General features: G+C 69.9%; 26 protein-coding genes. 12 read left to right on the top strand and 14 right to left on the bottom strand.

The genetic code is table 11. The features are described from left to right. Positions 1-33 precede the first annotated feature (33 nt). From ACFFJB_RS13345 to ACFFJB_RS13310, 8 genes are all read right to left on the bottom strand, one after another. Positions 34-657, bottom strand: a complete 624-nt coding sequence (locus tag ACFFJB_RS13345) for a 2,3-bisphosphoglycerate-dependent phosphoglycerate mutase (protein WP_376831986.1) — start codon at positions 655-657, stop codon at positions 34-36. Between the two features lie 65 nt (positions 658-722). Next, complete coding sequence (gene dapB / locus ACFFJB_RS13340; protein ID WP_376832708.1) at positions 723-1523, bottom strand: 4-hydroxy-tetrahydrodipicolinate reductase; 801 nt, start codon at positions 1521-1523, stop codon at positions 723-725. 75 nt (positions 1524-1598) lie between these two features. After that, positions 1599-1910: a DUF1330 domain-containing protein gene (locus ACFFJB_RS13335; RefSeq protein WP_376831984.1), complete on the bottom strand. Its 312-nt coding sequence runs from the start codon at positions 1908-1910 to the stop codon at positions 1599-1601. 90 nt (positions 1911-2000) lie between these two features. Next, positions 2001-2744, bottom strand: coding sequence for an orotidine-5'-phosphate decarboxylase (pyrF, locus tag ACFFJB_RS13330; protein WP_376832706.1), 744 nt, complete (start codon positions 2742-2744; stop codon positions 2001-2003). Positions 2745-2872: 128 nt separating this feature from the next. Next, positions 2873-3535 (bottom strand): class I SAM-dependent methyltransferase, encoded by a 663-nt coding sequence (locus ACFFJB_RS13325; RefSeq protein WP_376831981.1) that lies wholly within the window; start codon positions 3533-3535, stop codon positions 2873-2875. A gap of 356 nt (positions 3536-3891) precedes the next feature. Then, positions 3892-5019, bottom strand: a complete 1128-nt coding sequence (gene dnaJ / locus ACFFJB_RS13320; protein ID WP_376831979.1) for a molecular chaperone DnaJ — start codon at positions 5017-5019, stop codon at positions 3892-3894. Positions 5020-5233: 214 nt separating this feature from the next. Beyond that, on the bottom strand, positions 5234-7132 hold the full coding sequence (dnaK, locus tag ACFFJB_RS13315; RefSeq protein WP_376831977.1) for a molecular chaperone DnaK: 1899 nt from the start codon (positions 7130-7132) through the stop codon (positions 5234-5236). Positions 7133-7561: 429 nt separating this feature from the next. Continuing rightward, positions 7562-8233 (bottom strand): DUF2244 domain-containing protein, encoded by a 672-nt coding sequence (locus ACFFJB_RS13310; protein ID WP_376831975.1) that lies wholly within the window; start codon positions 8231-8233, stop codon positions 7562-7564. 24 nt (positions 8234-8257) lie between these two features. Here ACFFJB_RS13310 and nth point away from each other — a divergent pair, with 24 nt between their 5' ends. Then, positions 8258-9043, top strand: a complete 786-nt coding sequence (gene nth / locus ACFFJB_RS13305) for an endonuclease III (RefSeq protein WP_376831973.1) — start codon at positions 8258-8260, stop codon at positions 9041-9043. A gap of 17 nt (positions 9044-9060) precedes the next feature. Here the strand turns inward: nth and ACFFJB_RS13300 are convergent, their stop codons facing one another. Beyond that, on the bottom strand, positions 9061-9864 hold the full coding sequence (locus ACFFJB_RS13300) for an undecaprenyl-diphosphate phosphatase (RefSeq protein ID WP_376831971.1): 804 nt from the start codon (positions 9862-9864) through the stop codon (positions 9061-9063). Positions 9865-10176: 312 nt separating this feature from the next. Here ACFFJB_RS13300 and ACFFJB_RS13295 point away from each other — a divergent pair, with 312 nt between their 5' ends. Genes ACFFJB_RS13295 through ACFFJB_RS13285 form a run of 3 tightly spaced genes read left to right on the top strand, consistent with a single transcriptional unit; the run spans position 10177 to position 13036 of the window. Next, positions 10177-10905 (top strand): glutathione S-transferase family protein, encoded by a 729-nt coding sequence (locus ACFFJB_RS13295; RefSeq protein ID WP_376831969.1) that lies wholly within the window; start codon positions 10177-10179, stop codon positions 10903-10905. A 45-nt stretch (positions 10906-10950) separates the two neighbouring features. Continuing rightward, the gene (gene queG, locus ACFFJB_RS13290; protein ID WP_376831967.1) at positions 10951-12117 is read left to right on the top strand and encodes a tRNA epoxyqueuosine(34) reductase QueG; all 1167 of its coding nucleotides are present in this window, start codon (positions 10951-10953) and stop codon (positions 12115-12117) included. A 37-nt stretch (positions 12118-12154) separates the two neighbouring features. Continuing rightward, positions 12155-13036: an NAD-dependent epimerase/dehydratase family protein gene (locus ACFFJB_RS13285; protein WP_376831965.1), complete on the top strand. Its 882-nt coding sequence runs from the start codon at positions 12155-12157 to the stop codon at positions 13034-13036. A 39-nt stretch (positions 13037-13075) separates the two neighbouring features. Here the strand turns inward: ACFFJB_RS13285 and olsB are convergent, their stop codons facing one another. Then, positions 13076-14059 (bottom strand): l-ornithine N(alpha)-acyltransferase, encoded by a 984-nt coding sequence (gene olsB, locus ACFFJB_RS13280; protein ID WP_376831963.1) that lies wholly within the window; start codon positions 14057-14059, stop codon positions 13076-13078. Between the two features lie 247 nt (positions 14060-14306). Here olsB and ACFFJB_RS13275 point away from each other — a divergent pair, with 247 nt between their 5' ends. Continuing rightward, entirely contained in the window at positions 14307-15446 is a 1140-nt protein-coding gene (locus ACFFJB_RS13275; RefSeq protein ID WP_376831961.1) for a CaiB/BaiF CoA transferase family protein, read from the top strand. A gap of 106 nt (positions 15447-15552) precedes the next feature. Here ACFFJB_RS13275 and ACFFJB_RS13270 read toward each other — a convergent pair whose 3' ends face one another. Both ACFFJB_RS13270 and ACFFJB_RS13265 read right to left on the bottom strand, forming a co-directional pair. Continuing rightward, positions 15553-16581 (bottom strand): phosphotransferase family protein, encoded by a 1029-nt coding sequence (locus ACFFJB_RS13270; protein ID WP_376831959.1) that lies wholly within the window; start codon positions 16579-16581, stop codon positions 15553-15555. 128 nt (positions 16582-16709) lie between these two features. After that, positions 16710-17447, bottom strand: a complete 738-nt coding sequence (locus ACFFJB_RS13265; protein WP_376831957.1) for an SDR family NAD(P)-dependent oxidoreductase — start codon at positions 17445-17447, stop codon at positions 16710-16712. Between the two features lie 128 nt (positions 17448-17575). Here ACFFJB_RS13265 and ACFFJB_RS13260 point away from each other — a divergent pair, with 128 nt between their 5' ends. Then, positions 17576-18241, top strand: a complete 666-nt coding sequence (locus tag ACFFJB_RS13260; protein ID WP_376831955.1) for a TetR family transcriptional regulator — start codon at positions 17576-17578, stop codon at positions 18239-18241. A 79-nt stretch (positions 18242-18320) separates the two neighbouring features. On the opposite strand, the gene ACFFJB_RS13255 is transcribed toward ACFFJB_RS13260, so the two are convergent. Next, positions 18321-19496 carry an alpha-hydroxy-acid oxidizing protein gene (locus ACFFJB_RS13255; protein ID WP_376831953.1) on the bottom strand — a complete coding sequence of 392 codons (1176 nt, stop codon included), beginning with the start codon at positions 19494-19496 and terminating at the stop codon, positions 18321-18323. 175 nt (positions 19497-19671) lie between these two features. On the opposite strand from ACFFJB_RS13255, the gene ACFFJB_RS13250 reads away from it, so the two are divergent. The 6 genes from ACFFJB_RS13250 (at position 19672) to ACFFJB_RS13225 (ending at position 24842) form a co-directional block, all read left to right on the top strand. Beyond that, a complete protein-coding gene (locus ACFFJB_RS13250) occupies positions 19672-20052 on the top strand; it encodes a DUF1636 family protein (RefSeq protein WP_376831951.1) in 381 nt (126 codons plus the stop codon). Between the two features lie 208 nt (positions 20053-20260). Then, on the top strand, positions 20261-21493 hold the full coding sequence (locus ACFFJB_RS13245) for an ABC transporter substrate-binding protein (RefSeq protein ID WP_376831949.1): 1233 nt from the start codon (positions 20261-20263) through the stop codon (positions 21491-21493). Positions 21494-21622: 129 nt separating this feature from the next. Next, on the top strand, positions 21623-22477 hold the full coding sequence (locus ACFFJB_RS13240; protein ID WP_376831947.1) for a branched-chain amino acid ABC transporter permease: 855 nt from the start codon (positions 21623-21625) through the stop codon (positions 22475-22477). Between the two features lies 1 nt (position 22478). Further along, positions 22479-23405 (top strand): branched-chain amino acid ABC transporter permease, encoded by a 927-nt coding sequence (locus ACFFJB_RS13235; protein ID WP_376831945.1) that lies wholly within the window; start codon positions 22479-22481, stop codon positions 23403-23405. Then, positions 23402-24148, top strand: a complete 747-nt coding sequence (locus ACFFJB_RS13230) for an ABC transporter ATP-binding protein (protein WP_376831943.1) — start codon at positions 23402-23404, stop codon at positions 24146-24148. Before ACFFJB_RS13235 ends, ACFFJB_RS13230 begins: the two co-directional genes overlap by 4 nt. Then, complete coding sequence (locus ACFFJB_RS13225; protein ID WP_376832704.1) at positions 24141-24842, top strand: ABC transporter ATP-binding protein; 702 nt, start codon at positions 24141-24143, stop codon at positions 24840-24842. Before ACFFJB_RS13230 ends, ACFFJB_RS13225 begins: the two co-directional genes overlap by 8 nt. A gap of 122 nt (positions 24843-24964) precedes the next feature. On the opposite strand, the gene ACFFJB_RS13220 is transcribed toward ACFFJB_RS13225, so the two are convergent. Then, complete coding sequence (locus tag ACFFJB_RS13220; RefSeq protein WP_376831941.1) at positions 24965-25945, bottom strand: branched-chain amino acid ABC transporter permease; 981 nt, start codon at positions 25943-25945, stop codon at positions 24965-24967.

Below are 25945 nucleotides of genomic sequence, written 5' to 3'. Positions count from 1 at the left end.
GCCGTTTGCAGCCCCGCGCCGGCAGGCGGCGGCTCAGGCGGAGAGGATTTCCTTCGAGGCCACGGTCGTGTCGGCGTTGAGCCGGTAGACCAGCGGCACGCCGGTGGCCAGCTCAAGACCGGTGATGGTCTCGGGGGTGAGGCCGTCCAGCACCATGATGAGGGCGCGCAGCGAATTGCCGTGCGCGGCCACCAGCACGCGCTCGCCGCGCATCACCGCCGGCAGGATCTCGCGGATGTAATAGGGCAGCACGCGGGCGGCGGTGTCCTTCAGGCTCTCGCCGCCGGGCGGCGGCACGTCATAGGAGCGGCGCCAGACGTGCACCTGCTCCTCGCCCCAGCGGGCGCGGGCGTCATCCTTGTTGAGGCCGGAGAGCTCGCCGTAGTCGCGCTCGTTCAGGGCAATGTCGCGGGTGGTGGGGATGTCGGACTGGCCGAGCTGGCCGAGAACCAGCGCCGCGGTGCGCTGGGCGCGGGTGAGGCCGGAGGTGAAGCAGCGGTCAAACTTAAGGCCTTTCGCCTTCAGACGGTCGCCGGCGGCCTTCGCTTCGGAAACGCCGAGTTCGGTCAGGTCCGGGTCCTTCCAGCCGGTGAACAGGTTCTTCAGGTTCCATTCGCTCTGGCCGTGACGGGCGAGAACAAGAAGGCGCTCGGTCATTGCTTGCTCCAGTTGGGCGCGGCCGCCGGGGCCGGCGCCGGCATTACGATCTTATCCGCGACGGGTCAGCCCACGCCCAGGACGTCGGCCATGGAGTAAAGACCCGGCTTCTGGCCCCGCGTCCACAGGGCGGCGCGCACCGCCCCGCGCGAGAAAATGCCGCGGTCCTCGGCGTGGTGGGACAGGATGATGCGCTCCTGGGGGCCGGCGAAGATCACGCTGTGGTCGCCCACCACCGAACCGCCGCGCAGGGTGGCGAAGCCGATGTCGCCGGGCCGGCGCGGGCCGGTGTGACCGTCGCGCGTCCGCACCGAGCGCGCGCCCAGCGCGATCCCGCGTCCCTGGGCGGCCGCCTCGCCCAGCAGAAGCGCCGTGCCGGAAGGCGCGTCCACCTTGTGGCGGTGATGCATCTCCAGCACCTCGATGTCGAAGTCTTCGCCCAGCGCGGCGGCGGCCTGGCGCACCAGCGCCGCCAGCAGGTTGACGCCGAGGCTCATGTTGCCGGAGCGCACGATGACGGTGCGCCGCGCCGCTTCGGCGATCTCGTCCAGCTGCTCGCCGGACATGCCGGTGGTGCCGATGACATGTGCGACGCCGCGCTCCGCCGCCAGTTTCGCCGTGGCGACCGTCGCGGCCGGGGCGGTGAAGTCGATCACCGCGTCGGCGCCGTCCAGGGCGGCGGCCACGTCGTCGCCGACGGCGACGCCGAGCGGCCCCACGCCCGCAAGCACGCCGGCGTCGGCGCCGATGGCCTCCGAGCCCGGCCGGTCAACGGCGGCGGCCAGCGCCGCGCCGGGCGTCTCGCGCACGGTGGCGATGAGCATGCGGCCCATGCGGCCGGCGGCGCCGGCGATTACCAGCTTCATGTCGCTCATGATGCGAATCCCTGAGATCCGGCCGCCGCTCCACGGCTGGCGGCGCCCCTCCTGCGGTGAAGGCGATCAGCCCTCGCCGGGCTGCGGCCCCTCGTAACCGTCGACGATGATCATGTCGGCGATGGCGTGGCCGTCGCGCAGGGCCTTGGCGCGCTGGTACTCGGGGGAGTTCCAGCAGTCTTCGGCCGCCTTCCTGTCGGGAAATTCGATGACGACGTTGCGGGCGCGGGCGGAGCCCTCCATCACCTCACAGGCGCCGCCGCGCACGAGAAAACGGGCGCCGTATTTCGCGAACGCCTCGGCGTTGGCCGCCACATAGGCCTTGTACGCCTCCGGGTCCGTGACGTCGACCCGACCGATCCAGTATGCCTTCGCCATGGTAGCTCCTCCTGCGGGCGGCGGACGCGCCGCCGCCTTCCCCGTGATCAGCTGTCCGGCGGGACCGCGGGGCCCCGCGTCACGCCGCCGTCAGCGCGCCTCCAGCGCCGCGGCGATTTCCGCCACGATGGCCTCGGCGGCGGCGCGCGGGTCCGCGGCCCCGGTGACCGGCCGGCCGACCACCAGATAGTCGGCGCCGTTGCGGATGGCCTGGCCGGGCGTCACCACCCGCTTCTGGTCGCCCACGTCGGCGCCGGCGGGGCGGATGCCGGGCGTGACCAGCAGCATGCCGTCGCCGACGATGGGGCGGATCTCCGCCGTCTCTCCGGCGGAGAGAACGAGGCCGTCGACGCCCGCCTCGCGCGCCTGGCGGGCGCGCAGGGCGACGGTGTCGCGCACGCCGGCGGCGTAGCCCGCCTCCAGCAGCTCGGCGTCGTCATATGAGGTCATGACGGTGACGCCGAGGATCTGCAGCGGGCTGTCGCCACGGCCGCGCGCCGCCGCGCGCATGGTCTGCGGATAGGCGTGCACGGTGAGGAAGCGGCCGCCGAGGCCGGCGATGCGCGCCGTGGCCTTCTCCACCGTGTTGGAGATGTCATGCAGCTTCAGGTCGACGAACACCTGCCTGCCTTCCGCCGCAAGCTCGCCCACCAGCGGCAGGCCGCCGCCATACGCCAGCTCCATCCCGATCTTGTAGAAGGTCACGGCGTCGCCAAGGCGCCGCGTCATGGCGCGGGCGGCGGCGACGTCAGGAACGTCGAGCGCGACAATGAGACGGTCCCGCGCCGGGATCTGCTGGCGGGAGACGGGCGCGGCGGCGGAGCTGGCGGACATCATGGGGCCTCATCGCATGTTCGGCGCGCCGTGCTCAAGGCCTGGCGGACGGCGCGCGGGAAAACGCCGGGAGCCGGCGGCGCCCCGACTGGCCGCGGGGAAGGCGCGCGGCGCGCCGGCGGGCGCCGTCATGACGCGCGGCGGTCGCCCTTGCCGAACAGGCCGGCGCGACGCCGGGGGGAAGCCGGCTCCGCGCCCTGACGCAGGCGATAGGCCCACACCCGCGCCGGCGGCAGGTTCCACCACACGCGGTTTGACGGCTCGGAGGTGTATTCGGCGGATTTCGGCAGCGGCGACACCGGCGAATAGGTGAACTGCACGAAGGGCGCGCCCGGGCGCATGGCGGCGAAGGCGTCGCGCAGCAGCTTCTGCCGCACCGGCAACGGACGGGTGAACAGCGGCAGGCTGGAGACGGTGGCCGCCGCCGGCCCCTGCAGGGCTCCGGCGACCACGGCGGGGAAATTGTAGGCGTCGCCCTGGAGGATGGTGGCGCGCGGAAAACGCCGGGCGAGCAGGCGGCAGAAATCCTCGTTGTACTCCACCAGCACCAGCCGCTCCTCGGGCACGCCGCGGCGCAGGATCGCCTCGGTCACCGGGCCGGTGCCCGGACCGAGCTCAACCACCTGCCCCTCGGCGTCGGGATCGAGATAGCTGGCCATGGTGCGGGCCAGCATCTTGCCGGAGGGCGTCACGGCGCCCGTCACCAGCGGCCGCTCCACCCACGAGCGCAGAAAGCGGGCTTCATCCTCGATGCGGACCGGACCGTTTCCAAAAAGACGGTGGCGGGACACGGCTAGCGGGCTCCGGCCTGAAACAGTCTGGACGAACGCCCGCGGAGGGCGGCGGCGCGCAACACCTGTCCGTAATCATCAGCTGGCATGGATGTCCTTCCATCCGGCGTTCTGGCCGCCTGGCGCGCCAGGCGCCGGCGCCAGACCCGTATCGCGGCCCGGCCCCGCTTCGGCTGCGACCGCCCGCCTGACCCGGCGCCCTGAGGCGGCGACGCCGCTCCTGATGGCGGAGCGCCATTCGCCGCGCCCGGCTCCAGCATCAGCGCCACATCTGGTTACACCGGTTCCGGGTCGCCGCAAAGTCCGCAACGCGCAACATGGCGTTGACGGCCTGGCGACAGCCCGCCGCAGCCGGCTCAGCCGCCAAGCCCTCCGAACAGCTCCCGGACGCGGGAGAGGAACCCGGCGCTCTCGGGATGGGTTTCGCGGGAGGATTCGCGCTCGAACTCCTGCAGCAGCTCGCGCTGGCGTTTGGTGAGGTTTTGCGGGGTCTCCACCACCAGCTGGATGTACAGGTCGCCGACGTTGCGGCTGCGCAGCACCGGCATGCCGCGCCCCTTGAGGCGCAGCTGGCGGCCGGTCTGCGCGCCTTCCGGAATGGTCACTTTCGCCGGCTTGCCGTCCAGGGTGGGCGCCTCAAGCTCGCCGCCGAGCGCCGCCAGCGTCATCGACACCGGAACCCTGCAGAACAGGTCGGCGCCGTCGCGCTGGAAGATCGGATGCGGCTTGATGGAGAGAAAAATGTACAGGTCGCCCGGCGGCCCGCCGTTTTCGCCAGGCTCGCCCTCGCCGGAGAGGCGGATGCGCGTGCCGTCCTCGACGCCGGCGGGGATGTTGACCGACAGCGTGCGCTCCTTCGTGACGCGACCGGCGCCATGACAGCTGGCGCAGGGGTGGTCGATGATCTCCCCGCGACCGCCGCAGGTGGGGCAGGTGCGCTGGATGGCGAAGAAGCCCTGGGCCGAACGCACCTGTCCGGCGCCGCCGCACATGCCGCACACGCGCGGCTGCGTGCCCGGCTTCGCGCCCGTGCCGGAGCAGGTTTCGCACCGCACGGCGGTGGGCACGCGCACCGAGGCGGTCTTGCCGGTGAAGGCCTCCTCGAGGGTGATTTCAAGGTCATACCGCAGGTCGGCGCCGCGACTGCGGCCATGGCGTCCCCGGCTGCGGCCATCTCCGAAGAAATTGTCGAAGATGTCCGTCATGAAGTCGGAGAAATCGGCCCCGAAGCCTGTCGGCCCGCCGCCGCCCCCGCCCTGCTGGAAGGCGGCGTGGCCATAACGGTCATAGGCGGCGCGCTTCTGCGGATCCTTGAGAACGTCGTAGGCCTCGGCGATCTCCTTGAAGCGCGCTTCGGCCTCCCTGTCGCCCGGGTTGCGGTCCGGGTGCCACTTCATCGCAAGCTTGCGGAAGGCGGACTTCAGCTCGCTGTCGGACGCGGTCCGCTCAACCTCAAGGACCTCGTAGTAGCAGCGCTTGGCCATCGGACAAATTCCAGAGCTGATGCCGAAAAACTGGCGCCGCCGTAACGGCGGCGGCCGCGCCTGGCCAGGGACGGAGCGCCCCACGCGCCAAAAGGGCGAATCACGGCCATGGCGGATGAAACGACGCCGGCCGGCCACACGGCGCGCCCTGCGCCGCCGCCCGCCGGCCCGTCAGAAAACGGGGCCGCGGTGACCGCGGCCCCGGCCTGCGGCGTCAGCCGCTCTTCTTGTTGTCATCGACTTCCTGGAAGTCGGCGTCGATGACGTCATCGTCCTTCTTCGCCGAACCGGAGCCGGAGCCGGCGGCCTGCTGGGCCTCATACATGGCCTGGCCGAGCTTCATCGAGGCCTGCATCAGCTCGTTGGTGCGCGCCTCGATGGCCTCGCGGTCCTCGCCTTCCAGCGCCGTCTTCAGGGCGGCGATGGCGCTCTCGATGGCCGCCCTGTCGCCGGCCGGGACCTTGTCGCCGTGCTCCGCCACCGATTTCTCGGTGGAGTTGATCAGAGCCTCGGCCTGGTTCTTCGCCTCGACGAGGGCGCGACGCTTCCGGTCTTCCTCGGCGTGCGCCTCGGCTTCCTTCACCATGCGCTCGATGTCAGCCTCGGAGAGGCCGCCCGACGCCTGGATGCGGATGGCCTGCTCCTTGCCGGTGGCCTTGTCGCGGGCCGAGACGTTGACGATGCCGTTGGCGTCGATGTCGAACGTCACCTCGATCTGCGGGACGCCGCGCGGCGCCGGCGGGATGCCGACCAGATCGAACTGGCCGAGCAGCTTGTTGTCCGCCGCCATTTCGCGCTCGCCCTGGAAGACGCGGATGGTCACCGCGGTCTGGTTGTCCTCGGCGGTCGAGAACACCTGGCTCTTCTTGGTCGGGATCGTGGTGTTGCGCTCGATCAGCCTGGTGAACACGCCGCCTAGGGTCTCAATGCCCAGCGACAGCGGGGTCACGTCAAGCAGCAGCACGTCCTTCACGTCGCCCTGCAGCACGCCGGCCTGGATGGCGGCGCCGATGGCGACCACCTCGTCCGGGTTGACGCCCTTGTGCGGCTCCTTGCCGAAGAACTGCTTCACCACCTCCTGGACCTTGGGCATGCGGGTCATGCCGCCGACCAGCACCACCTCGTCCACCTGGGCCGCCGTCAGACCGGCGTCCTTCAGGGCCTTGCGGCACGGCTCGATGGTGCGCTGGACTAGGTCGTCGACCAGGCTCTCGAACTTGGCGCGCGAGAGCTTCATGGTCAGGTGCTTCGGACCCGACGCGTCCGCGGTGATGTAGGGCAGGTTGATCTCGGTCTGCGAGGCGGACGACAGCTCGATCTTGGCCTTCTCCGCAGCCTCCTTCAGACGCTGCAGCGCCAGCTTGTCCTTGCGCAGGTCAATGCCCTGCTCCTTCTGGAATTCGTCGGCCAGGTACTCGACGAGACGCATGTCGAAGTCTTCGCCGCCGAGGAAGGTGTCGCCGTTGGTCGACTTCACCTCGAACACGCCGTCGCCGATTTCGAGGATCGAGACGTCGAAGGTGCCGCCGCCAAGGTCATACACGGCGATGACGCCGGAGGAGCGCTTGTCGAGGCCATAGGCGAGCGCGGCCGCGGTGGGCTCGTTGATGATGCGCAGCACCTCGAGACCGGCGATCTTGCCGGCGTCCTTGGTGGCCTGGCGCTGGGCGTCGTTGAAGTAAGCCGGAACGGTGATGACCGCCTGGGTGACCGGCTGGCCAAGGAACGCCTCGGCCGTCTCCTTCATCTTCTGCAGGGTGAAGGCGGAGATCTGCGACGGCGAATATTCCTTGCCGTCGGCCTGGACCCACGCGTCTCCGTTCCTGGCGCGGACGATCTTGTAAGGAACGAGGCCGATGTCCTTCTGGGTCATCGGGTCATCGTACGACCGGCCGATGAGACGCTTGATGGCGAAGAACGTCCGCTCCGGATTGGTGACCGCCTGGCGCTTGGCCGGCTGGCCGACGAGGCGTTCGCCATCGTCAGTGAACGCGACGATCGACGGCGTGGTGCGCGCGCCTTCGGCGTTCTCGATAACTTTCGGCGTCGAGCCGTCCATGACGGCGACGCAGGAATTGGTGGTGCCGAGGTCGATACCGATGACCTTACCCATGACTGATCCCTCACTTTCCAAGCAGACCGCCAGGCCCCGAAGCGACCTGGCCATGGCCCGGCCCCTCATCCGTTTCGGCATGATGGACCGGAAACCGGACGGTTAACCCGTGCCCGACCGGCTATATAGGAGCGCGCCCCTGCCGCCGCAAGCCAACGCCCGCAAGCCGGAACAGCTCCGGCCGGAGCGCGCCGCGCCCGCCTCCCTCGCCCTGCCGGAGCGCAGCGGCGGAGCCGGGCCGCGACGGGCTCCGCCGCGCGGCGAAAGCAGCGCGCGCCGCCGTCGTGACGCGAGAACCGTGTCTGTCGTCGGGGCTGACTTGGCGGCCGGCGCCGCGTCCTGCAAGGGGCGAAGATGCAATTTGTCGCCGGGACGTCAGCGCGTCGCAGGCCGCCCGTCCTGCCCCGGGCGCGCGGCCCGGAAGCGGGGTCAGGCCGCGGCGCCGGGAAGTTCGCCCCGCCGCGCCGCCGACAGCGCCGCTGACAGCGCCGCTGCGAACGTCTCCCGCTCTTCCGGCGAGAGTTCGGAGGCCACCGGCACCACCTCGCCGCGCGAAGCCAGCGCAAGTCCCATCAGGCCGAAATGCTCGTTGTTGTCCCGCAGCAGCGTCGTCCAGAGCGGGTTGAAGCGCCACAACGTCTCCTCGCCCCGGTGCGAAACCTTGCGCAGCACCAGGCTCACGTTGTTGACGACGACCTCCTCGAACGCGAAGCCGCGCTCATAGCTGAGACGGAAGGCCACATACAGCGCCAGCAGGTCGAGACCGAAGAAACCCGCCACCGGCCAGGCGCCGATCATCACGAACGGCAGGCTGCCGATCACGCTGCAAACCAGCACGAGCGCCATGAACAGGCGGAAACCGCGCGGACCAAGCGAGCGGTGCGGCGTGATGAGGGCGCGAAATTCGCCGTGAAACGGCGCGCCGGCGCCCGCGTGCGGCGCCTGCGCGTTCTGCGGCGGGAGATCGCCGGAACCGCCGCCGGCCCCGGCGGGCGGGCGCGCTTCGTCCTGCGCGCCGGCGTCAACCGGCGTCGCGCGCCCCGCCCCGGGCGAAGCCGCCGGAGGGGGCGACTGGATAAGCATAAGCTGATTGCCTGTCATGACGGCTTTCACCATAACGCCCTCATGACTGTCCGCAAATCTGTCCGCAAGACGCCTGGCGCGCAAAAAACGCCGCAAGCGAAAACGTCCCGGGGGGGGCTGTCCGGAGCGCGCCGGCAGGCGACCGCGCCGCAACCGCTGCCGCCGGAAGCGGTGGCCGAGATATTCGCCCGCTTCCAAGCCGCCAATCCCGAGCCGCAGGGCGAGCTGGAGTATGTGAACGCCTATACGCTGCTGGTGGCGGTGGTGCTTTCGGCCCAGGCGACCGACGCGGGCGTGAACCGGGCGACGCGCCGGCTGTTCGCCGTGGCCGACACGCCGCAGAAAATGCTGGCGCTCGGCGAGGAAGGCCTGCGGGAATACATCAAGACCATCGGCCTGTTCCGCGCCAAGGCGCGCAACGTCATCGCCCTGTCGCAGATCCTGGCCGACCGCTACGGGGGCGAAGTGCCGGCCGACCGCGCGGCGCTGGAGTCGCTGCCCGGCGTCGGCCGCAAGACGGCCAATGTGGTGCTGAACATTTTCTTCCGGCAACCGACCATCGCCGTGGACACCCACCTGTTCCGGCTCGCCAACCGGCTGCCGCTGGCCCCCGGCAGGACGCCGCTGGAGGTGGAGCAGGGCCTGCTGAAAGTGGTGCCGGAGCAGTACCTGCTGCACGCCCACCACTGGCTGATCCTGCACGGACGTTACGTCTGCAAGGCGCGCAGGCCGGAATGCTGGCGTTGCCTGATCGCCGACCTGTGCCGCTACGAACCCAAGACCCCGGCGCCCAATGCGCCGAAGGCGGAGATTCCCTTCGACGCCTGAGCCCGCATCCCGGGGCCTCAGCCGAACACGATCAGCGCGGCGAGGCCGGCGGCGCCGACCACAAGGCGCCAGTAGGCGAACAGCGCGAAGCCGTGGCGCGACACGTAGTCCAGCAGGCTGCGCACCACGAACAGGCCTGAGGCGAAAGCCAGGACGAAGCCGATGGCGATCAGCCCGCCGTCATGAAAGGTGAGGTTCCTGTAGTTCCTGGCGAGGTCCCATGCGAAGGCGCCGGCCATGGTCGGCATGGCCAGCCAGAAGGAGAACTCCGCCGCCGCCCGCTTGCTCGCCCCCAGCAGCATGGCGCTGACGATGGTGGCGCCCGAGCGCGACACGCCCGGGATCATGGCGAGGCACTGCGCGACGCCGATGGCCAGATACATTTTCAGCGGAAAGGCCTCGGCGTCGTCATGGCGGACCTGGAGCTTCACGCTGTCCACCGCCAGCAGCACGAAACCGCCGAGGATCAGCGACACGCACACCACCCACGGGTTGAACAGCACGCCCTTGATGAAGCCGTGCAGCAGCGCGCCGATCACCGCCGCGGGCAGGAAGCCGATGAGCACGCCGGCGACGAAACGCCTCGTCTCCGGCCGCGAGCCCAGCGTGCGCAGCAGATAGACGATGCGGCCGAAGTAGACTGACACGATCGCCAGGATCGCGCCGAGCTGCACCAGCACCTCGAAGGCGTGGCCGGGCGATTCAAAGCCGAGAAAATGCCCGAGCAGCAGCATGTGGCCGGTCGAAGATACAGGCAGAAATTCGGTCAGCCCCTCGACCAGGCCGAGCACGGCGGCCTTCAGCGCCTCAAGCATGTCCATTTGCTGTCGCTCCACTCGCAGGGCGCCGGATGGTCGCCACATTCCGCAGCGATATCCTTCAGGCGCGTCGCCGCACCGCCGCCCGAAGCGGGGCCGGCGCGCCGCGCCCCATGACGGGCGAACCTGTCAGCATCAGGGCAGGTAAGCCCGCAGCGATAAATGGACTGTTAACGGCTTTCCGCCGCGGCGCGCCGCCGGGACGGGCCTTCCGGGCTCCGGTTATTGTCCTGATCCGGCGCCGTGGGTATACGGAAGGCCCTCCCCGTCACATCCAGGTCCGTCCGTCGCAAGACGGCCGGTGAAAGCCCCCTGATGGCCATCCTGCACCATCACGCCTTCTGCCCGCACTCCCGCTATGTCCGCCTTCTTCTCGGCGAATACGGCTACGAGCCGACGCTGCGCGAGGTGCGGCCCTGGGAGCGCAGGCAGTCGTTCCTCATCCTGAATCCGGCCGGCGAAACGCCGGTGCTGGAGGTCAGCGGCCCGCTGCATCCGGACGGCGAAGCGGCCGGAGACGCAAGGCTGACGCTCGCCGGCGCCCAGGTCATCAGCGAATATCTCGACGAACTTCTCGGCGAGCGGCGTCCGGAGCAGCGGCTGATGCCGGCCGGTCTCGCCGCCCGGGCGGAGACGCGGCGACTGACCTGCTGGTTCAACGAGAAGTTCTTCGACGAGGTCACCTCCTACCTCTGCACCGAAAAGATCTACAAGCGCTTCATGGCCAGCGAGCTGGGGGGCGGGCCGCCGGACATGAACGGGGTGCGCGCGGCGCGCAACAACGTGCGCTATCATCTGCGCTACATCGGCTTCCTGCTGCGCAACCGCCCGTTCCTGGCCGGGGAGCGGCTGACCACCGCGGACCTCGCCGCGGCGGCGCACCTCTCCTGCGTCGACTATCTCGGCGACGTGCCGTGGAGCGAGGATGAGGCGGCCGCCGCATGGTACGCCCGCATCAAGGCGCGGCCGTCGTTCCGCACGCTGCTGCAGGATCTGGTGCCCGGCATGGCGCCGGCCCCCGGATACGCGCGGCTGGAGCCCTGACCGGAACGACGGGGGCAGGCCCCGGACCCGCATGGAGGCCCGGACATGGCTGACCACAGGGCGCGCCCCGCCGGCGGCGCGCGGCTCGCCGGCGAGGCGCTGAAACAGGCGGTGATCGCCCGCGCGCTGGCGGAAGGGTTCGACGTGGCCGGCGTCGCCCCGGCGACCGCCCTGCCGGAAACCGGCGAACGGCTGCGCGCGTGGCTTGCGGCCGGATATCACGGCGACATGGCGTGGATGGCCGAGGGCGTGGAGCGTCGCGCCAGCCCCACCGGCATGTGGCCCGGGGCGCGTTCCGCCCTGGTGCTCGGCCTCAACTACGCCCCCGACTCCGACCCGCTGGCGATGCTGCAGGCGCGCGACCGGGGCGTGATTTCTGTTTACGCCAGCCGCCGCGACTATCACGACGTCATCAAGGGCCGGCTCAAGCAGGTGGCCGGCTTCCTCGCCTCCCGCGCCGGGGCGCAGGTGAAGGTGTTCGTCGACACCGCCCCGCTGATGGAGAAGCCGCTGGCGGAGCTGGCCGGGCTGGGCTGGCAGGGCAAGCACACGGCGCTGCTGTCGCGGACGTTCGGCGCCTGGCTGTTTCTGGGCGTCATCCTCACGGACGCCGACCTGCCGCCGGATGCGCCGGGGCGCCAGCGCTGCGGCTCCTGCCGTGCCTGCCTCGACGCCTGCCCCACCGACGCCTTTCCCGCGCCGTTCCAGCTGGATGCGCGCCGCTGCATCGCCTATCTCACCATCGAGCACGCCGGCCCCATTCCGCACGCCCTGCGCGCGGCCATGGGCAACCGCATTTTCGGCTGCGACGACTGTCTCGCCGTGTGCCCGTGGAACAAGTTCGCTCGGGCCAGCCGCGACGCGAAGCTGGCGCTCAACCCGCTGCATGAGGCGCCGCCGCTGGCGGAGCTGCTGGCGCTGGACGACGCCGCCTTCCGGGCCCGTTTCGCCGGCACGCCGGTGAAGCGCGCGGGGCGGGCGCGCTTCCTGCGCAACGTGCTGGTCGCCGCCGGCAATTCCGGCGACCGCGCCCTGGCGCCGCAGGCGGCGGCGCTGCTGGCCGATCCGGCGCCGCTGGTGCGCGGCGCGGCGGTGTGGGCGCTGGCGCGGCTGGACCGGAGCGCGCTCGCCGCCCGCGCCGCGACCGGCCGCGCGGCGGAAACCGATCCGGACGTGCTCGCCGAATGGCGCATGGCGCTGGACGGCATGTGACGGCCGGCGCGCAGCCGGCGCGGGAGGAGACGCGGACATGGCGGAACTGCTGGTGATCGGACTGGGTTACAGCGCCTCGGCTTTCGTGGCGCGCCATGGCGCGGACTACCGCCGCATCGTCGCGACGAAGCGCGCGCCGGACGGATCCGCGCCGGACGGCGTGGAGACCGTCGCCTTCGACGCGGAGGCCCCGACGGCGGAGGCGCTGGCCGCCGTCACGGCGGCGCTGCAGTCCGCGACACACCTGCTGGTTTCGGCCCAGCCGCTGGCGGCGGGCGATCCGGCGCTGCTGCACTTTCGCGCCGCCATCGCCACTGCGCCGCGGCTGCGGTCCATCGTCTACTACTCCACCGTCGGCGTGTACGGCGACCACGGCGGCGCGGTGGTGGACGAAACGGCGGAGCTGCGGCCGGACAGCGCGCGCGCCCGCCGGCGCGTCGCGGCCGAGCAGGCGTGGCTGGCGCTGGGGCGGGAAAGCGGCAAGGCGGCGCATGTCCTGCGCCTCGCCGGCATCTATGGCCCGAGCCGCAACCAGCTGGTGAAGCTGCGCGACGGCGCGGCGCAGCGCATCATCCGCGACGGCCACGTCTTCAACCGCATCCATGTGGAGGACGTCGCCCAGGCCACCGCCGCAGCCTTCCGCCGCGCGGCGACGGAGCAGCGCGTCTGGAACGTGGCCGACGACGCGCCCTGCGGCCCGTGGCTGCCGGTGGCGTACGCCGCGGCGCTGCTTGGCGTCGCGCCCCCGCCGGAGATCCCATTCGCGCAGGCCGTCATGTCGCCGATGGCCCGCAGCTTCTGGAGCCAGAACAAGCGCGTCTCCAACCGTCGCCTGCGCGAGGAGCTGGGCGTGGCGTTGCTGTACCCGACCTATCGCGAAGGGCTGGCGGCGCTCGCCGCCGCCGGCGAGGGCCGCTGAGCGGCGCCGCGACGTCCGCACGGAGCGCGGACGCGGCCCTCAGGCTTCACGCTGGCCCCGCGCCTCCTCCGGCGGGCTGAAGTGGTTGATGTAACGCTCGCTGATGGCCGACACCGGCAGCAACACCAGCACGTCCGTGGTGCCGAACTGGCGGTCCACCACCGCCTCCTGGCCGAAGCTGGCGCCCAGCCGCAGATAGCCCTTGATGAGGGGGGGCAGCGCGTGCATCGCCCTGCGCGGCTCCACCTGCTCTTTCGGCATGCGGTTCATGGCGACGCCGCGCCCCGGCAGGGCGTTCACCCGCCAGTCTTCCGGCGGGGCGGCGTAGTGGTGGAGGAAGCTCAGCGGCAGGGCGAGCCGCTCCGGATCGACGCCGTCGAAACTGGCGCAGCCGAACATGGCGTCGATGCGGTGGTGGCGGACATAGTTCCAGATGCCTTGCCACAACAGCTCCACCGTGCGCTTGGTCCGGTGCTCCTTGAGCACGCAGGAGCGGCCGAGCTCGAGGAAGCGCAGGCTGCGATGGCGGGCCAGCAGCGGCGCGATGTCGAACTCGCCCGCTGTGTAGAAGCCGTCGTGACGCTCCGCCACCTCCTGCCGCAACAGGCGGTAGGTGCCCACCACCCGGGGGCCGGCGGGGCCGGAATGGTCGAGCACCAGCAGGTGGTCGCAGATGGCGTCGAAGGCGTCCATGTCCCTGCGCGACAGCCGGGCGGCGGGATTGGGCGCAGCCGACATCTCCTCGAAAAACACCCGGTAGCGCAGGCGTTGCGCCTGCTTGATCTCCCGGCGCGTCGTCGCCAGGCGAACCTCCATCGCGCCCATGCGGCCGAGCACCGGAGCGATGCCGCCGAGATCCGCGACGGTGTCTGGAAGGGGGACGTGACCGGGAATCAGCTTCAGGGCCCCATTTCCTGCGCGCCGCGCCGGGTACAGCATCGCTGCGGACAGCAGCGGCGCAAAGCGCATGATCAGCGGATTGCCAGCGGCCCGAAGCTGGTCATTGCGCCTGAAGTCACTCATGGAGTCGCGCCTCTTGTCACGCCCAGGCGCAAGACGCCGCGCCCAGCGGCATGCGCCTGTATCCGGGCACTGTCCTAAACATAGTCCGGGCGCCGGATTGTGACAATCGCGCTGCTTTGTGCATAACCGGGGGCAATATTTGCGAATAGCGGGCGTTTGCGCCCGGCATGGCGCCGGTTTGCGGGCGTAACCAGCCCGGTTTCGCCGCGCCGTCGCGGCGTCCCCAAGGGGTACGGAGACAGGCATCATGGATTCAGCAGCCGCCCAGCGGGATCTGGAGGGCATTCTGGTGGTATCGGTGGAGCAGGCGGTGGCGGCGCCTTACGCCTCATGCCGCCTTGCCGACGCGGGCGCGCGGGTGATCAAGGTCGAGCGCCAGGAAGGCGATTTCGCCCGCCGCTATGACCGCCACGTTCTCGGCCAGAGCAGCTATTTCGTCTGGCTGAACCGCGGCAAGGAATCCATCGCCGTGGACCTGCGCGATCCGCAGGACGTCGCCCTCATCCGCCGCATGGCGCTGCAAGCCGACGTGTTCATCCAGAACGCCGCCCCCGGCGTGCTGGCGAAGCTCGGCCTCGACATGACGGAGCTGCGCGCCGCCAATCCGAAGCTCATCACCTGCTCCATCTCCGGCTATGGCGAGGAAGGGCCGCTGAAAGACCTCAAGGCCTACGACCTGCTCGTGCAGGGCGAAACCGGCCTCGCCGGCATCACCGGAACGCCCGCGGGCGCCGGGCGGGTCGGCGTCTCGGTCTGCGACATCGCCGCCGGCATGACCGCCCACCAGGCGATCCTGCAGGCGCTGGTCGGGCGGGCGCGCACCGGCCGGGGGCGCCATATCGCCGTCTCCCTGTTCCACGCCCTCGCCGACTGGATGAACGTGCCCTACCTGCAGCACGTCATGGGCGGCGTCGAGGTGAAGCGCGTCGGCCTCAATCACCCGACCATCGCGCCCTACGGCGCCTATCCCTGCGCCGGCGGGCGGGATATCCTCATCTCCATCCAGAACGAACGCGAATGGCGCAGGCTGTGCGAGGAGGTGCTGCAGCGCCCCGGTCTCGCCGATGACCCCCGCTTCGTCGACAACACCGCCCGCGTCGCCAACCGGCCGGCGCTGGACGCGGAGATTCGCGCCGTCTTCACCCGCCATTCGCGGGAGGAGATCGCGGAGCGGCTGGAGGCGGCCCGCATCGCCTGGGGCCGCATCAACGGGCTTGACGACCTGGCCGCCCACGCCCAGGCGCGGTTCGTCGCGGTGGAGACGCCGCGCGGCGCCGTCACCCTGCTCGGCCCGGGCGCGCTGCACGACGGCGTGGCCCCCACCGGCGCGCGCGTGCCGGAGGTGAACGAACACGGCGCGGCGCTGCGGGCGGAATTCGCGGCCTGACGGCAGGCGGCTTTCCCGGCCGCAGGCCGGCGCCCATCGCCGGTCGCCGGCGGGGAAGCGCCGCAGTGGCGCGCCTCCCCGCCGGATCAGGCTGGCATGGCCCGGTTCAGCCGATCCAGCGCAGGGCGCGCTCGAACAGGCTCACCGCATGGGCGTGCAGCTTGTCGCCGGTGGCCCTGGGCGCCTTGCCGGCGCAGGCGCGCGCGTGCGTGCCCTCGATGATGATGCCGAGCTTGTAGCAGGCGAGCACGCCGTACCACCTGATGTGGGTGAGGTCGCGGTCGCTGTGCCGGCCGTAGTGCTCCACCAGCTCCGGTATGGTGGGAAAACCCTTCCACGGCCGCACCGCCACGTCCTCCGGGCGGGGCGTGTCGGTTTCGGACCAGGTGGCCATCAGCCAGCCCAGATCGAGCAGCGGGTCGCCGATGGTGGTCAGCTCCCAGTCGATGATGGCGGCAAGCTCCGGGCTGTCGTGGCGGAACATCACGTTGGCGAGATGATAGTCGCCGTGGATGATGCCCGGCCGGAACACCGGCGGAATGTTGCCGGCCAGCCAGCCGGCGACGCGCTCCACGCCCGGCAGGCCGTCTGGCCCCGGCCAGCCCTGGTGCTCGTGATAGCTCTCCAGCTGCGAACGCCAGCGGTCCACCTGGCGCTCCAGGTAATTGTCGACCTTGCCGAAATCCGAGAGGCCCAGGGCCACGTAGTCCACGGCGCCCAGCTTCGCCACCGCCTCGACCATGGAGAGCCCCATGCGATGGCGCGCCGCCTCGGACCCCGCGTGGCAGGGCGGCAGCCCCTGGGTGGCGTTGAAGCCCTCGATGGGCTCCATCAGATAGAAGAAGGCGCCCAGAACGCTGTCGTCCTCACAGGAGGCGATGAAGCGCGGATGCGGCACGTCGGTGTCGGCCAGGGCGGCGAGCATGCGCGCCTCGCGCTGCATGGTCTTGTTGGAATTGCCGCGCAGATGCAGCGGCGGGCGCCGCAACACATAGCCCCGGCCATCGCGGTTAAAGCGCAGCAGAATGTTCTGCGTGCCGCCCGCGAGGCTTTTCACGTCCTCCAGCGGACCCGAGCCCAGTCCCTTCGAGTCCATCCACCGCGCCAGAGCCGCCAGATCAACGCCGTGTTCCACCGCTGCCCTCCCGTTGCTTTCCGGCGACGTCCCGCGACGACGACCGGACCTTTCCGTTAACGGCCGGCGCGCGCCCGCCCCCCCCGCGGAAGCGGCGCGCCGCCGGCCTCAATGCCGGCTTTGCCGGCTCAGTAGAGCGTCAGGCCGCCGTCGACAACCAGGGTCTGGCCGCAGACGTAAGCGGCGTAAGGCGAGGCGAGGAACAGCGCCGCGCCGGCCATGTCTTCGGGCGTGCCCATGCGGCCCACCGGGATCCTCGCCAGCGACGCCTCAAGCCGCTTCGGATTGCGGGTGGTGACATGGGTGAGCTTGGTGTCCACCAGGCCCGGCGCGATGCCGTTGACCCGGATGCCCTCGCCCGCCCAGGCGGCGCCCAGCGTCCTGGTGAGGCTGATGGCGGCGGCCTTGGAGGCGGCGTAGGCCGGGTTGCCGATGTTGGCGCGCTGGCCGGAAATGGAGCTGACGATGATCAGGCTGCCCTTCGACGCCGCCAGGGCGGGGCGGAACCTGCGGGCGCAATCCATGACGCTGTCGATGTTGACGGCCATCACCCGGTCCCAGCCCTCGCGCTCAAACTCGCCGCGCCTGTAGATCACCGTGCCCTGGCACAGCACCACCACGTCGAGGGTGGGGAACGGCACGGGCGCGGCGTTCACCTCATCAGGGTTCGCCACGTCGACCCGGGTGTAGCCGAGGCCGGTCAGGTCAGAGCCTTCCTCCGCCGAATAGTCCGCGACGCTGGCGCGGGTGCCCCACACGTGCACATTGGCGCCATGGGCGCGAAACTGCTGCGCGATGCCGTTGCCGATGCCGCTGGAGCCGCCGGCGACCAGAACGTTGCGCCCGGAAAAATCAAACCCGCCCACGGCCTCTCTCCCTGTCCGTTCTCGCAGGCGCAGGCCCCGCCTCGCATGTTAGCCTTTCGATGGAGGGGACATCCCGCGCCAAATGGTTTATCCAGATGACCTAAACTCTGGCAGGGGGCGGCGTCAAGGTGGACGGGCGGCAGGAAGACGCGGCGCAAAGCGCGCGCGACACCATCAAGCGGGCGGCGTGCGAGCTGTTCGCCCTGCGCGGCGTCGACGGGGTGACGGTGCGGGAGATCGTGGCGGCCTCGGGCCAGAAGAACCACGGGGCGCTGACCTATTATTTCGGCTCCAAGGAAAACCTGGTCAGGGAGATCGTCGCCGACGGCGCGCGCGCCATCAATGACGCGCGCAACCGCATGCTGGACGAACTGGAGCGGGGACCGCAGCCGCCGACCCTGCGCCAGGCCATGCGGGCCCTGGTGCTGCCCTCCTTCGCCCCCGCCGGCGGCCCTTCCGGCAGGCAGGGCAGCTACATGCGCTTCATCACCCTGCTGTCGCTGACGCACCGGCGGCTGTTCATGGCCTCGCTCGCCGGCGACCTGAACAGCGGCTACCTGCGCTGCCTCGACCTGCTGCGCCGGCTGACCCCCGGCATGGACGACAGGCTGCGCAACCGGCGTCTGGTGTTCATCGAGGCCTCGCTGGGGGCGATGCTGTCGCTGCGCGAGGGCGCGCTGGCCGGCGCGCCGCCGCCGGAGCACATGTGGCGCGATCCGCTGGCCCTGGAGGACGTGGTGATGGCCTGCGTCGCCATTCTGACCGCGCCCTCCCCGGCAGAAGCGGACGGCTGACGCGGGGACATCAGGCCAGAGGAGCGCCCGTCGCCGGGCGCCCCCCCGGAACGCCGCGCCGCCGCAAGGCCGGCGAACGTCAGCGGACCCCCGGCGGAACCGCGGGAATGGCCGCGCCGCGCAGATCGGCGATGGTGGGGAAGCCGTTCACCGCCATCAGCAGGTCCGCCTCCGCCAGCATGCAGCGGATGACGTGGACCACGCCCTCGACCCCGCCAATCGCCAGGCCATAGGCGTAGGGCCGGCCGATGCCCACCGCCGCGGCGCCCAGCGCCAGCGCCTTGACGATGTCCGTGCCGCTGCGCACGCCCGAATCAAACAGCACCGGCGTGGAGCCGGCCGCCTTCACCACCGCCGGCAACATGTCGATGGCGGCGACGCCGCCGTTGGCCTGGCGGCCGCCGTGGTTGGAGCAGTAGATGCCGTCGGCGCCGCCGTCGATGGCGCGGCGGGCGTCGTCGGGATGGCAGATGCCCTTGAAGATCAGCGGCAGCTTCGTCAGCGAGCGCAGCCAGGGCAGGTCATCCCAGGTGAGCGGATTGCCGAACAGCCGCCCGAACAGGGCGACGGCGGCGCGCGGATCCTCCTCCACCGGCTTGCCCAGCAGCTTCAGGAACACCGGGTCGGAGAAATAGTTGGCGAGACAGGCGCCGCGCAGCTGCGGGAAATTGGAGGTGGTGAGATCGCGCGGGCGCCAGCCGGTGATCCAGGTGTCGAGGGTGACCACGATGCCCCTGAAACCCGCCGCCTCGGCGCGGGAGACAAGGCTTGCGGCGAGATCGCGATCGGTTGGCGTGTAGAGCTGGAAGAAATTGGGCGTTTCGCCGAACTCCCGGGCCACGCGCTCCATGGGATCCTGCATCAGGGTGGAGGCCACCATGGGCACGCCCGCCTGCGCCGCAGCCCTCGCCGTGGCGATGTCGCCATGGCCGTCCTGGCCGCAGATGCCGATGACGCCCACCGGCGACAGGAACAGCGGCGACGGCAGCTTCATGCCGAACAGCTCCACCGACAGGTCGCGCTTCGCCGCGCCGACGAACATGCGCGGGATGACGCCCCAGTGGTTGAAGGCTTCGGCGTTCAGGCGCTGGGTGCGCTCGTCGCCGCAGCCGCCGGCGACATAGGAGAGCACGCCGGGCGGCATGGCCTTTTCGGCCCGCGCCTCCAGATCGGCGTAGCACATGGGAAATTTCGGGACGTGCCCTTGCAGGCCGCCGAAATAGATCTCGTTCTGGAAGTCTCCGTAATGGGGCATTTCCTCATCCCTGTCATTGTTATGCGACCGCCGGGCGCGCTGGCCGCCGCTGGCTCTGCACGCGGTCACGCTCGCGCGGATCCCGCGCCGATGATAGGGGAGGCCGCCGCGCCCTCAAGCGCCCCGGCGGATGACGCGGCTTGCGCGCCGGCGGAGACTGGCGCAAACGGGGAGCATGAGCGAGACATCACGGTCCGAACCGGGGCGCCGCGCCGTGCTGCGCGTGTGCGTGACCTGCCGGCAGCCCGCCAGAACGCCGCGCGGATATGTGGAGCCCGGCCGGGCGCTGGCGGCGGCGCTGGAAGAGCGGCTCGCCGGCGGCGGCGTGCCGGTGGAGCCCGTGCACTGCTTCGCCATATGCCGCCGGCCGTGCGCCGTCGCCCTGCAGGCCCCCGGCAAGTGGGCCGTGCTCGCCGCCGGCCTGTCGCTGGATGATCTTGACGCCATCGTCGCGGCGGCGCTGACCTATGCGCGCACCCCTGACGGGATCATCCCCTGGGCGGAAACGCCACCGCCGTTTCGCAGGGGCGGCGTGGCGCGCCTGCCGCCCGCCTGAGCCGGCGCCCTTTCCGCGCCGCCTCCCCGGACCCGCCCCCACCCTCCTCAGGCGAACGTCCTGCCGCGTCCGCCGCGTGGCGGCATGCGCCTGACGCTGCGCCGCCTGGCGCGCGCCAGCTTGACAGCTTCAGCCGCCAGGAGGAATGTTTCGGGTATAACATATAACAAAAAACCAGACGCAGTCCTGATTATGGGGAGGACGCATCATGAGGTTTGTCACCCGCCGGGCCGTTGTCTCCACCATTGCGGCAGGAATGCTGGCGACGGGCGCATGGCCAACCGTCGCGACAGCGCAGGAAAGCCGGCCGATCAGGATAGGCGTTCCCACCGCCATCCAGCTTCAGGTCGGCCGCGACACCCAGACCGCCGTGCAGATGGCGATTGACGAGATCAACGCCCAGGGCGGCCTGCTCGGACGCAAGCTCGAAATGGTGGTGGCGGACGAGACCGAGAACCCCGAGCAGGGCATCGCCGCCATCAAGAAGCTCACCGCCGACGAGAAGGCGGACGTGCTGGTCGGCGGCTACACCAGCGGCGTCACGCTTGCGCAGCTGCCGCACATCACCCGCGCCAAAACCATCTACATCGGCGTCGGCGCCGCCTCCCCGGCCATCACCGCCCAGGTTCGGCGCAACTACGACGCCAACAAATACATTTTCCGCGCCTTTCCGATTAACGCCGCCCATCAGGCGCGCGGTCTGGTGGACTTCATCAGCGGCAAGCTGAAAGGCGAGATGGGGCTCAAGAAAATCGCCATCGTCGGCGAGAACGCCAAATGGGTGCAGGATCTGGTGCCGATCCTGAAGAAGGGCGCCACCGACGCCGGAACGGACGTGGTCCTGGCGGAGTTTTTCGACACCTCCACCTCCGACTTCTCGCCGCTGCTGTCCAAGGTGAAAGACGCCGGCGCGGAATATCTGGTCATCATCCTGTCGCACGCCTCTTCCGACATTTTCGTGAAGCAGTGGTACGATTCGCAGGCCCCCTTCCCCATCGGCGGCATCGACGTGAAGGGCCAGGACCAGGACTTTTTCAACCGGGTGAGCGGCAAGGCGCTGACGGAGACCGCGGCGAATTTCGCCGTGCGCGCCGAAATCACGCCGAAGACCATCCCTTTCTGGGACGAGTTCGTGAAGCGGGCGGGCTCCGCCCCGGTTTACACGGGCGTCGGCGCCTATGACGCCGTGCACATCTACGCTGACGCGGTGCGCCGGGCCAACAGCACCGATCCGGAGAAGGTCATCCCGGAGCTGGAGAAAACCAGTTACATCGGCGTGGCCGGCAAGATCGAATTTGACGAAAACCACGACGTGAAGGCGGGGCCCGGCTTCATCAACATTCTGTTCGCCCAGTGGCGCGACGGCGGCGAACGCGTGATCGTGTGGCCGAAGGCGCTCGCCACGGGCGAAATGATCCCGCCGCCCTGGCTGAAGAAGTGACGGCGCCGCCGGAAGGCTGCGGGCGCGCGCCGCCAGCCGCTCCCGCTTCCTTACCCTGACGCCCGGCCTCCGCCCGCAGGCGGCCCCCGCCGCGCCGCCGGGCCCCGCCGCCCACCAGCAGGGATGATCATGCTCCAGATTCTCGTCTACGGCGCGGTCACAAGCGCCATCTACGCCATGCTCGCCGTGGGCTTCACGCTGATCTTCGGCGTCGCCCGCATCCTCAACCTGGCGCATGGCGCGTTTTACGCCCTCGGAGCTTACGCAGCCTACACGCTCACCATCGTCGCCGGCCTGCCGCTGCTGCCGGCCGCCGTGCTCTCGGTGCTGTTCGTCGCCGCCTTCGGCGTGGCCATGGAGCGGTTTCTGGTGCGGCCGCTGCGCCACTCACAGCTCTCGGTGCTGATGATCACGCTGGCGGTGTCGCTGGCGGTGGAGCAGGCGCTGTTCCTGATCTACGGCTCCGAATACCGCAACGTGCCGTCCTTTGTCGCGGACAAGGTCAGCATTTTCGGCGTCGACATTTCCGGCCAGCGCCTGCTGGCCCTGGCCGTCGGCGTCGTGGTGCTCGGCGGCCTGTGGCTGTTCATCCAGCGCACGCGGCTGGGCGCGGCGATCCTGGCCGTGTCACAGGACGCCGAAGCCGCCCGCTACATGGGCATCCCCACCGACCGGATCTTCTCTCTGGTGATGGCGATCTCCGCCGGCACGGCGGCGCTGGCCGGCATCATGGTCGCCCCCTTCCTCACCGTGCAGCCGACGATGGGCCTGCTGCCGATGGTGAAGGCATTCGCCATCGTCATCGTCGGCGGTCTCGGCTCCATCCCCGGCAGCATCGTGGCGGCGCTCATGCTCGGCTATTCGGAGACGATCGTGGCTTATCTCATCTCTACGTCATGGACGGAGCTGGTTTCGCTGGTCGCCGTCGTCGTTACCCTTGTTATCAGGCCGGCTGGCCTGTTTGGCCGCAGGGCGGCGTTCTGACATGGCGGCGAGACCTGTCGACCTGGCCGGAGCCGCCGCCGCCATCGCCGTGCTGGCGCTGACGCCGCTGTGGTTTGACTCCAGCTATCTCACCGGCGTGCTCACCGTGTGCGTCATCTACGCCATCTGGGCGAGCAGCTGGGACTTCATGTCCGGCCTCACCGGCCGTGAGAACTTCGGCCATTCGCTGTTCATCGGCGCGGGCGCCTACACCGCCGGCTTCCTTTCCAGCATCTGGATGGCCAGTCCGTGGCTCAGCCTGCCGCTCTCGGTGGTGGTGGCGGTGGCGTTCGCGCTGTTGGTGGGGTTCCCGACGCTGCGGCTGCGCGGGCCCTATTTCGCCCTGGCGATGCTCTCGGCCGCCGCCATCATGCAGCGGCTGATGCTGATTTTCTGGGAGTACACCGGCGGCGAGGAGGGCATCTACGGCCTTGAGCCGCTGGTCCATGACCCGCTGCACTATTACTGGTTCGTGCTGGCGGTCATGGTGGTCACCGTCGCCATACTGACGCTGGCGGCGCAGTCGAACTGGGGCCTGCTGCTGCGGGCGATCCGCGGCGACGAGGCCGCCTGCCAGGCCTCCGGCATCAACATCACCTTTTACAAGATCGCCTCGCTGGCGGTGAGCGCGGCCTTCGCCGGACTGGGCGGAGCGCTCTACGCCCACTACCAGCTTCAGGTGAGCCCGCCGCTGTTTTCGGTGGTGACCTCCATCACCGTGATCATCATGGTCTATGTGGGCGGCATGGGCACGATCTGGGGGCCGGCGATCGGCGCCATCCTGCTGACGCTGCTTACCGAAATGCTGCGCGGCTTCGGCGAGTACCGGCTGTGGATCTACACCCTGGTGCTGATCTTCATCCTGTTCTTCCTGCCGGGCGGACTGGTGGCTCCCTTGTGGCGACGGCTGACGGGAGGACGGCGATGAGCGCGCCGCTGCTTGAAGTCCGCGACCTGCGCAAACGCTTCGGCGGCCTGGTGGCGGTGAAGGACGTGAGCTTCACCGTCGGCTCCGGCGAGATCGTCGGCATCCTTGGCCCCAACGGCGCCGGCAAGACCACCCTGTTCAACCTCATCACCGGCTTCATTCCGCCGGATTCCGGCGAGGTGATCTTCGACGGGCGCTCCATCCGCGGCCTCGCGCCATGGCGGGTGGTGAACCACGGGCTGGCGCGCACCTTCCAGCTGACCCGTCCGTTCCTCGGCATGACGGTGGTGGAGAACCTGCTGGTGGCGAGCCAGGCGCCCAGGGTGCGCCATCACGCCCATGGCGAAGCGCGCGCCCTGGAGATCCTCGAGCTGGTGGGGCTGCGCGACAAGGCTTACGGGCCGGTGGAGATCCTGCCCTACGGCGACCTGCGGCGGCTGGAGATCGCCCGTGCGCTGGCCACCCAGCCGCGGCTGCTGCTGCTGGACGAGCCTTTCGCCGGCCTCGGCTCCAGCGAGATCGCGCCGCTCTCGGAGCTGATCCGCCGCCTGCACGATGAGGAGGGGCTCACCATTCTCATCATCGAGCACAAGCTGCGCGAGTTCATGGCGCTGACCTCGCGCGTCATCGCGCTCGACTTCGGCGAGGTGATCGGAGTCGGCGCGCCGTCCGACATCGTGCGCAATCCGCGCGTGGTGGAGGCCTATATCGGGCGGAAGGAGGACGCCGGTGACGCTGCTTGAAATCCGCGACCTGCAGGTTCGCTACGGCAAGGCCCTGGCGATCGAGTCCATCTCCCTGACCGTGCAGGCGGGCGAGCTGGTGGGGGTTCTGGGGCCCAACGGCGCCGGCAAGACCACGCTGCTGCGCGCCATCTCCGGAACCCTGCCCTATACGGGCGTCATCCGCTTCGACGGCCAGGACATCGCCGGCGCGCCGGCCCACCGGCTGGTGGCGCGCGGCATCTGCCACTGTCCCGAAGGGCGGCGGCTGTTCCCGGAGCTCTCGGTGCTGAAGAACCTCGAGCTGGGCGCCTATCTGCGACAGGACAGGGATGAGGTGGCGCGCGACCTGGAGATGGTCTACGGCCTGTTTCCGGTGCTGCGCCAGCGTCGCGACCAGCAGGCCAGCACCCTCTCCGGCGGCGAGCAGCAGATGGTAGCCATCGGCCGCGCCCTGATGGGCCGGCCCAGGCTGCTGCTGCTGGACGAGCCCTCCGTCGGCATCGCCCACAAGCTTAAAATGCAGATCTTCGACTCCATCGCCGAGATACGGAACCGCGGCATGGCGATCCTGATCGTGGAGCAGGACGCCGCCTCGACCCTCGCCATCGTCGACCGCGCCTATGTGCTGGAGCACGGCCGCGCCGTGCGCGAAGGCAGCGCGAAGGAGATGCAGGGCGACGACTATATCCGTCAGGTCTATCTCGGCGTGTGATCGCCGGCCAGGCCGGGGGCAGGAGGCGGCCGCCGCTGGCGCTGGCGAAAAGAGCCAGGCAAGGAAAAGGCCCGGATCGCTCCGGGCCTTTGTCACTGGCGGCTCTGGTCGCCGGCGCGGGCTCAGCCGCGCTTGCGATCCATGAAGGCGTTGAACTCGCCGACGATGCCGCGGCGGAACACCAGCACGCAGATCACGAAGATCGTGCCGATCACCACCGGAACCGGCAGCGACGAGGTGGCGAGATAGTTCTCCAGGCTCACCACCAGCACGGCGCCGATGATTGGCCCCATCAGCGTGCCGATGCCGCCGAGCAGGGTCATCAGCACCACCTCGCCGGACATCTGGAAGCCCACGTCGGTCAGCGAGGCCAGCTGGAACACCAGCGCCTTGGTGGCGCCCGCAAGGCCCGCCAGCGTCGCCGAGATGACGAAGGCGCCCAGCTTGTAGCGCGAGACGCGGTAACCGAGCGAAATGGCGCGCTGCTCGTTCTCACGGATGGCCTTGAGGATCGAGCCGAAGGGCGAATGCACCACACGCCACAGGAAGGCGAAGCCGATGAGGAACACCGCCGCGACGAAGTAGTAGATGTTGTAGGGATTGGCGAGGTCGATGAAGCCGAAGAGCTTGCCGCGCGGCACGCCCTGGATGCCGTCCTCGCCGCCGGTGAACGGCGCCTGCAGGCAGAAGAAGTAGAACATCTGCGCCAGCGCCATGGTGATCATGGCGAAATAGATGCCCTGGCGCTTGATGGCCACATAGCCGAACACCAGCCCCATGAGCGCCGCGAAGGCGGTGCCGGTGAGAATGGCGATTTCCGGCGGGAAGCCCCACACCTTGATGGCGTGGGCGCTGATGTAGGCGGCGCCGCCGAAGAAGGCGGCGTGGCCGAAGGAGAGCAGGCCGACATAGCCAAGAAGGAGATTGAACGCCGCCGCGAACAGGGCGAAGCACAACACCTTCATGACGAAGACGGGATAGACGAGGAACGGCGCGACAAGGATCACCAGCAGGCCGATGATGATCAGCGCCACGGTGCGCGATGAGGTCTTGTTCCCGACAGCCACATCCGCAGCGTTCGGTGAGACGGCTTTCGTAGCCAT

The sequence above is a fragment of the Camelimonas abortus genome (genome assembly GCF_042432745.1).
GTDB classification, from domain to species: domain Bacteria; phylum Pseudomonadota; class Alphaproteobacteria; order Rhizobiales; family Beijerinckiaceae; genus Camelimonas; species Camelimonas abortus.
This window is presented reverse-complemented; position numbering and strand designations above follow the sequence as displayed.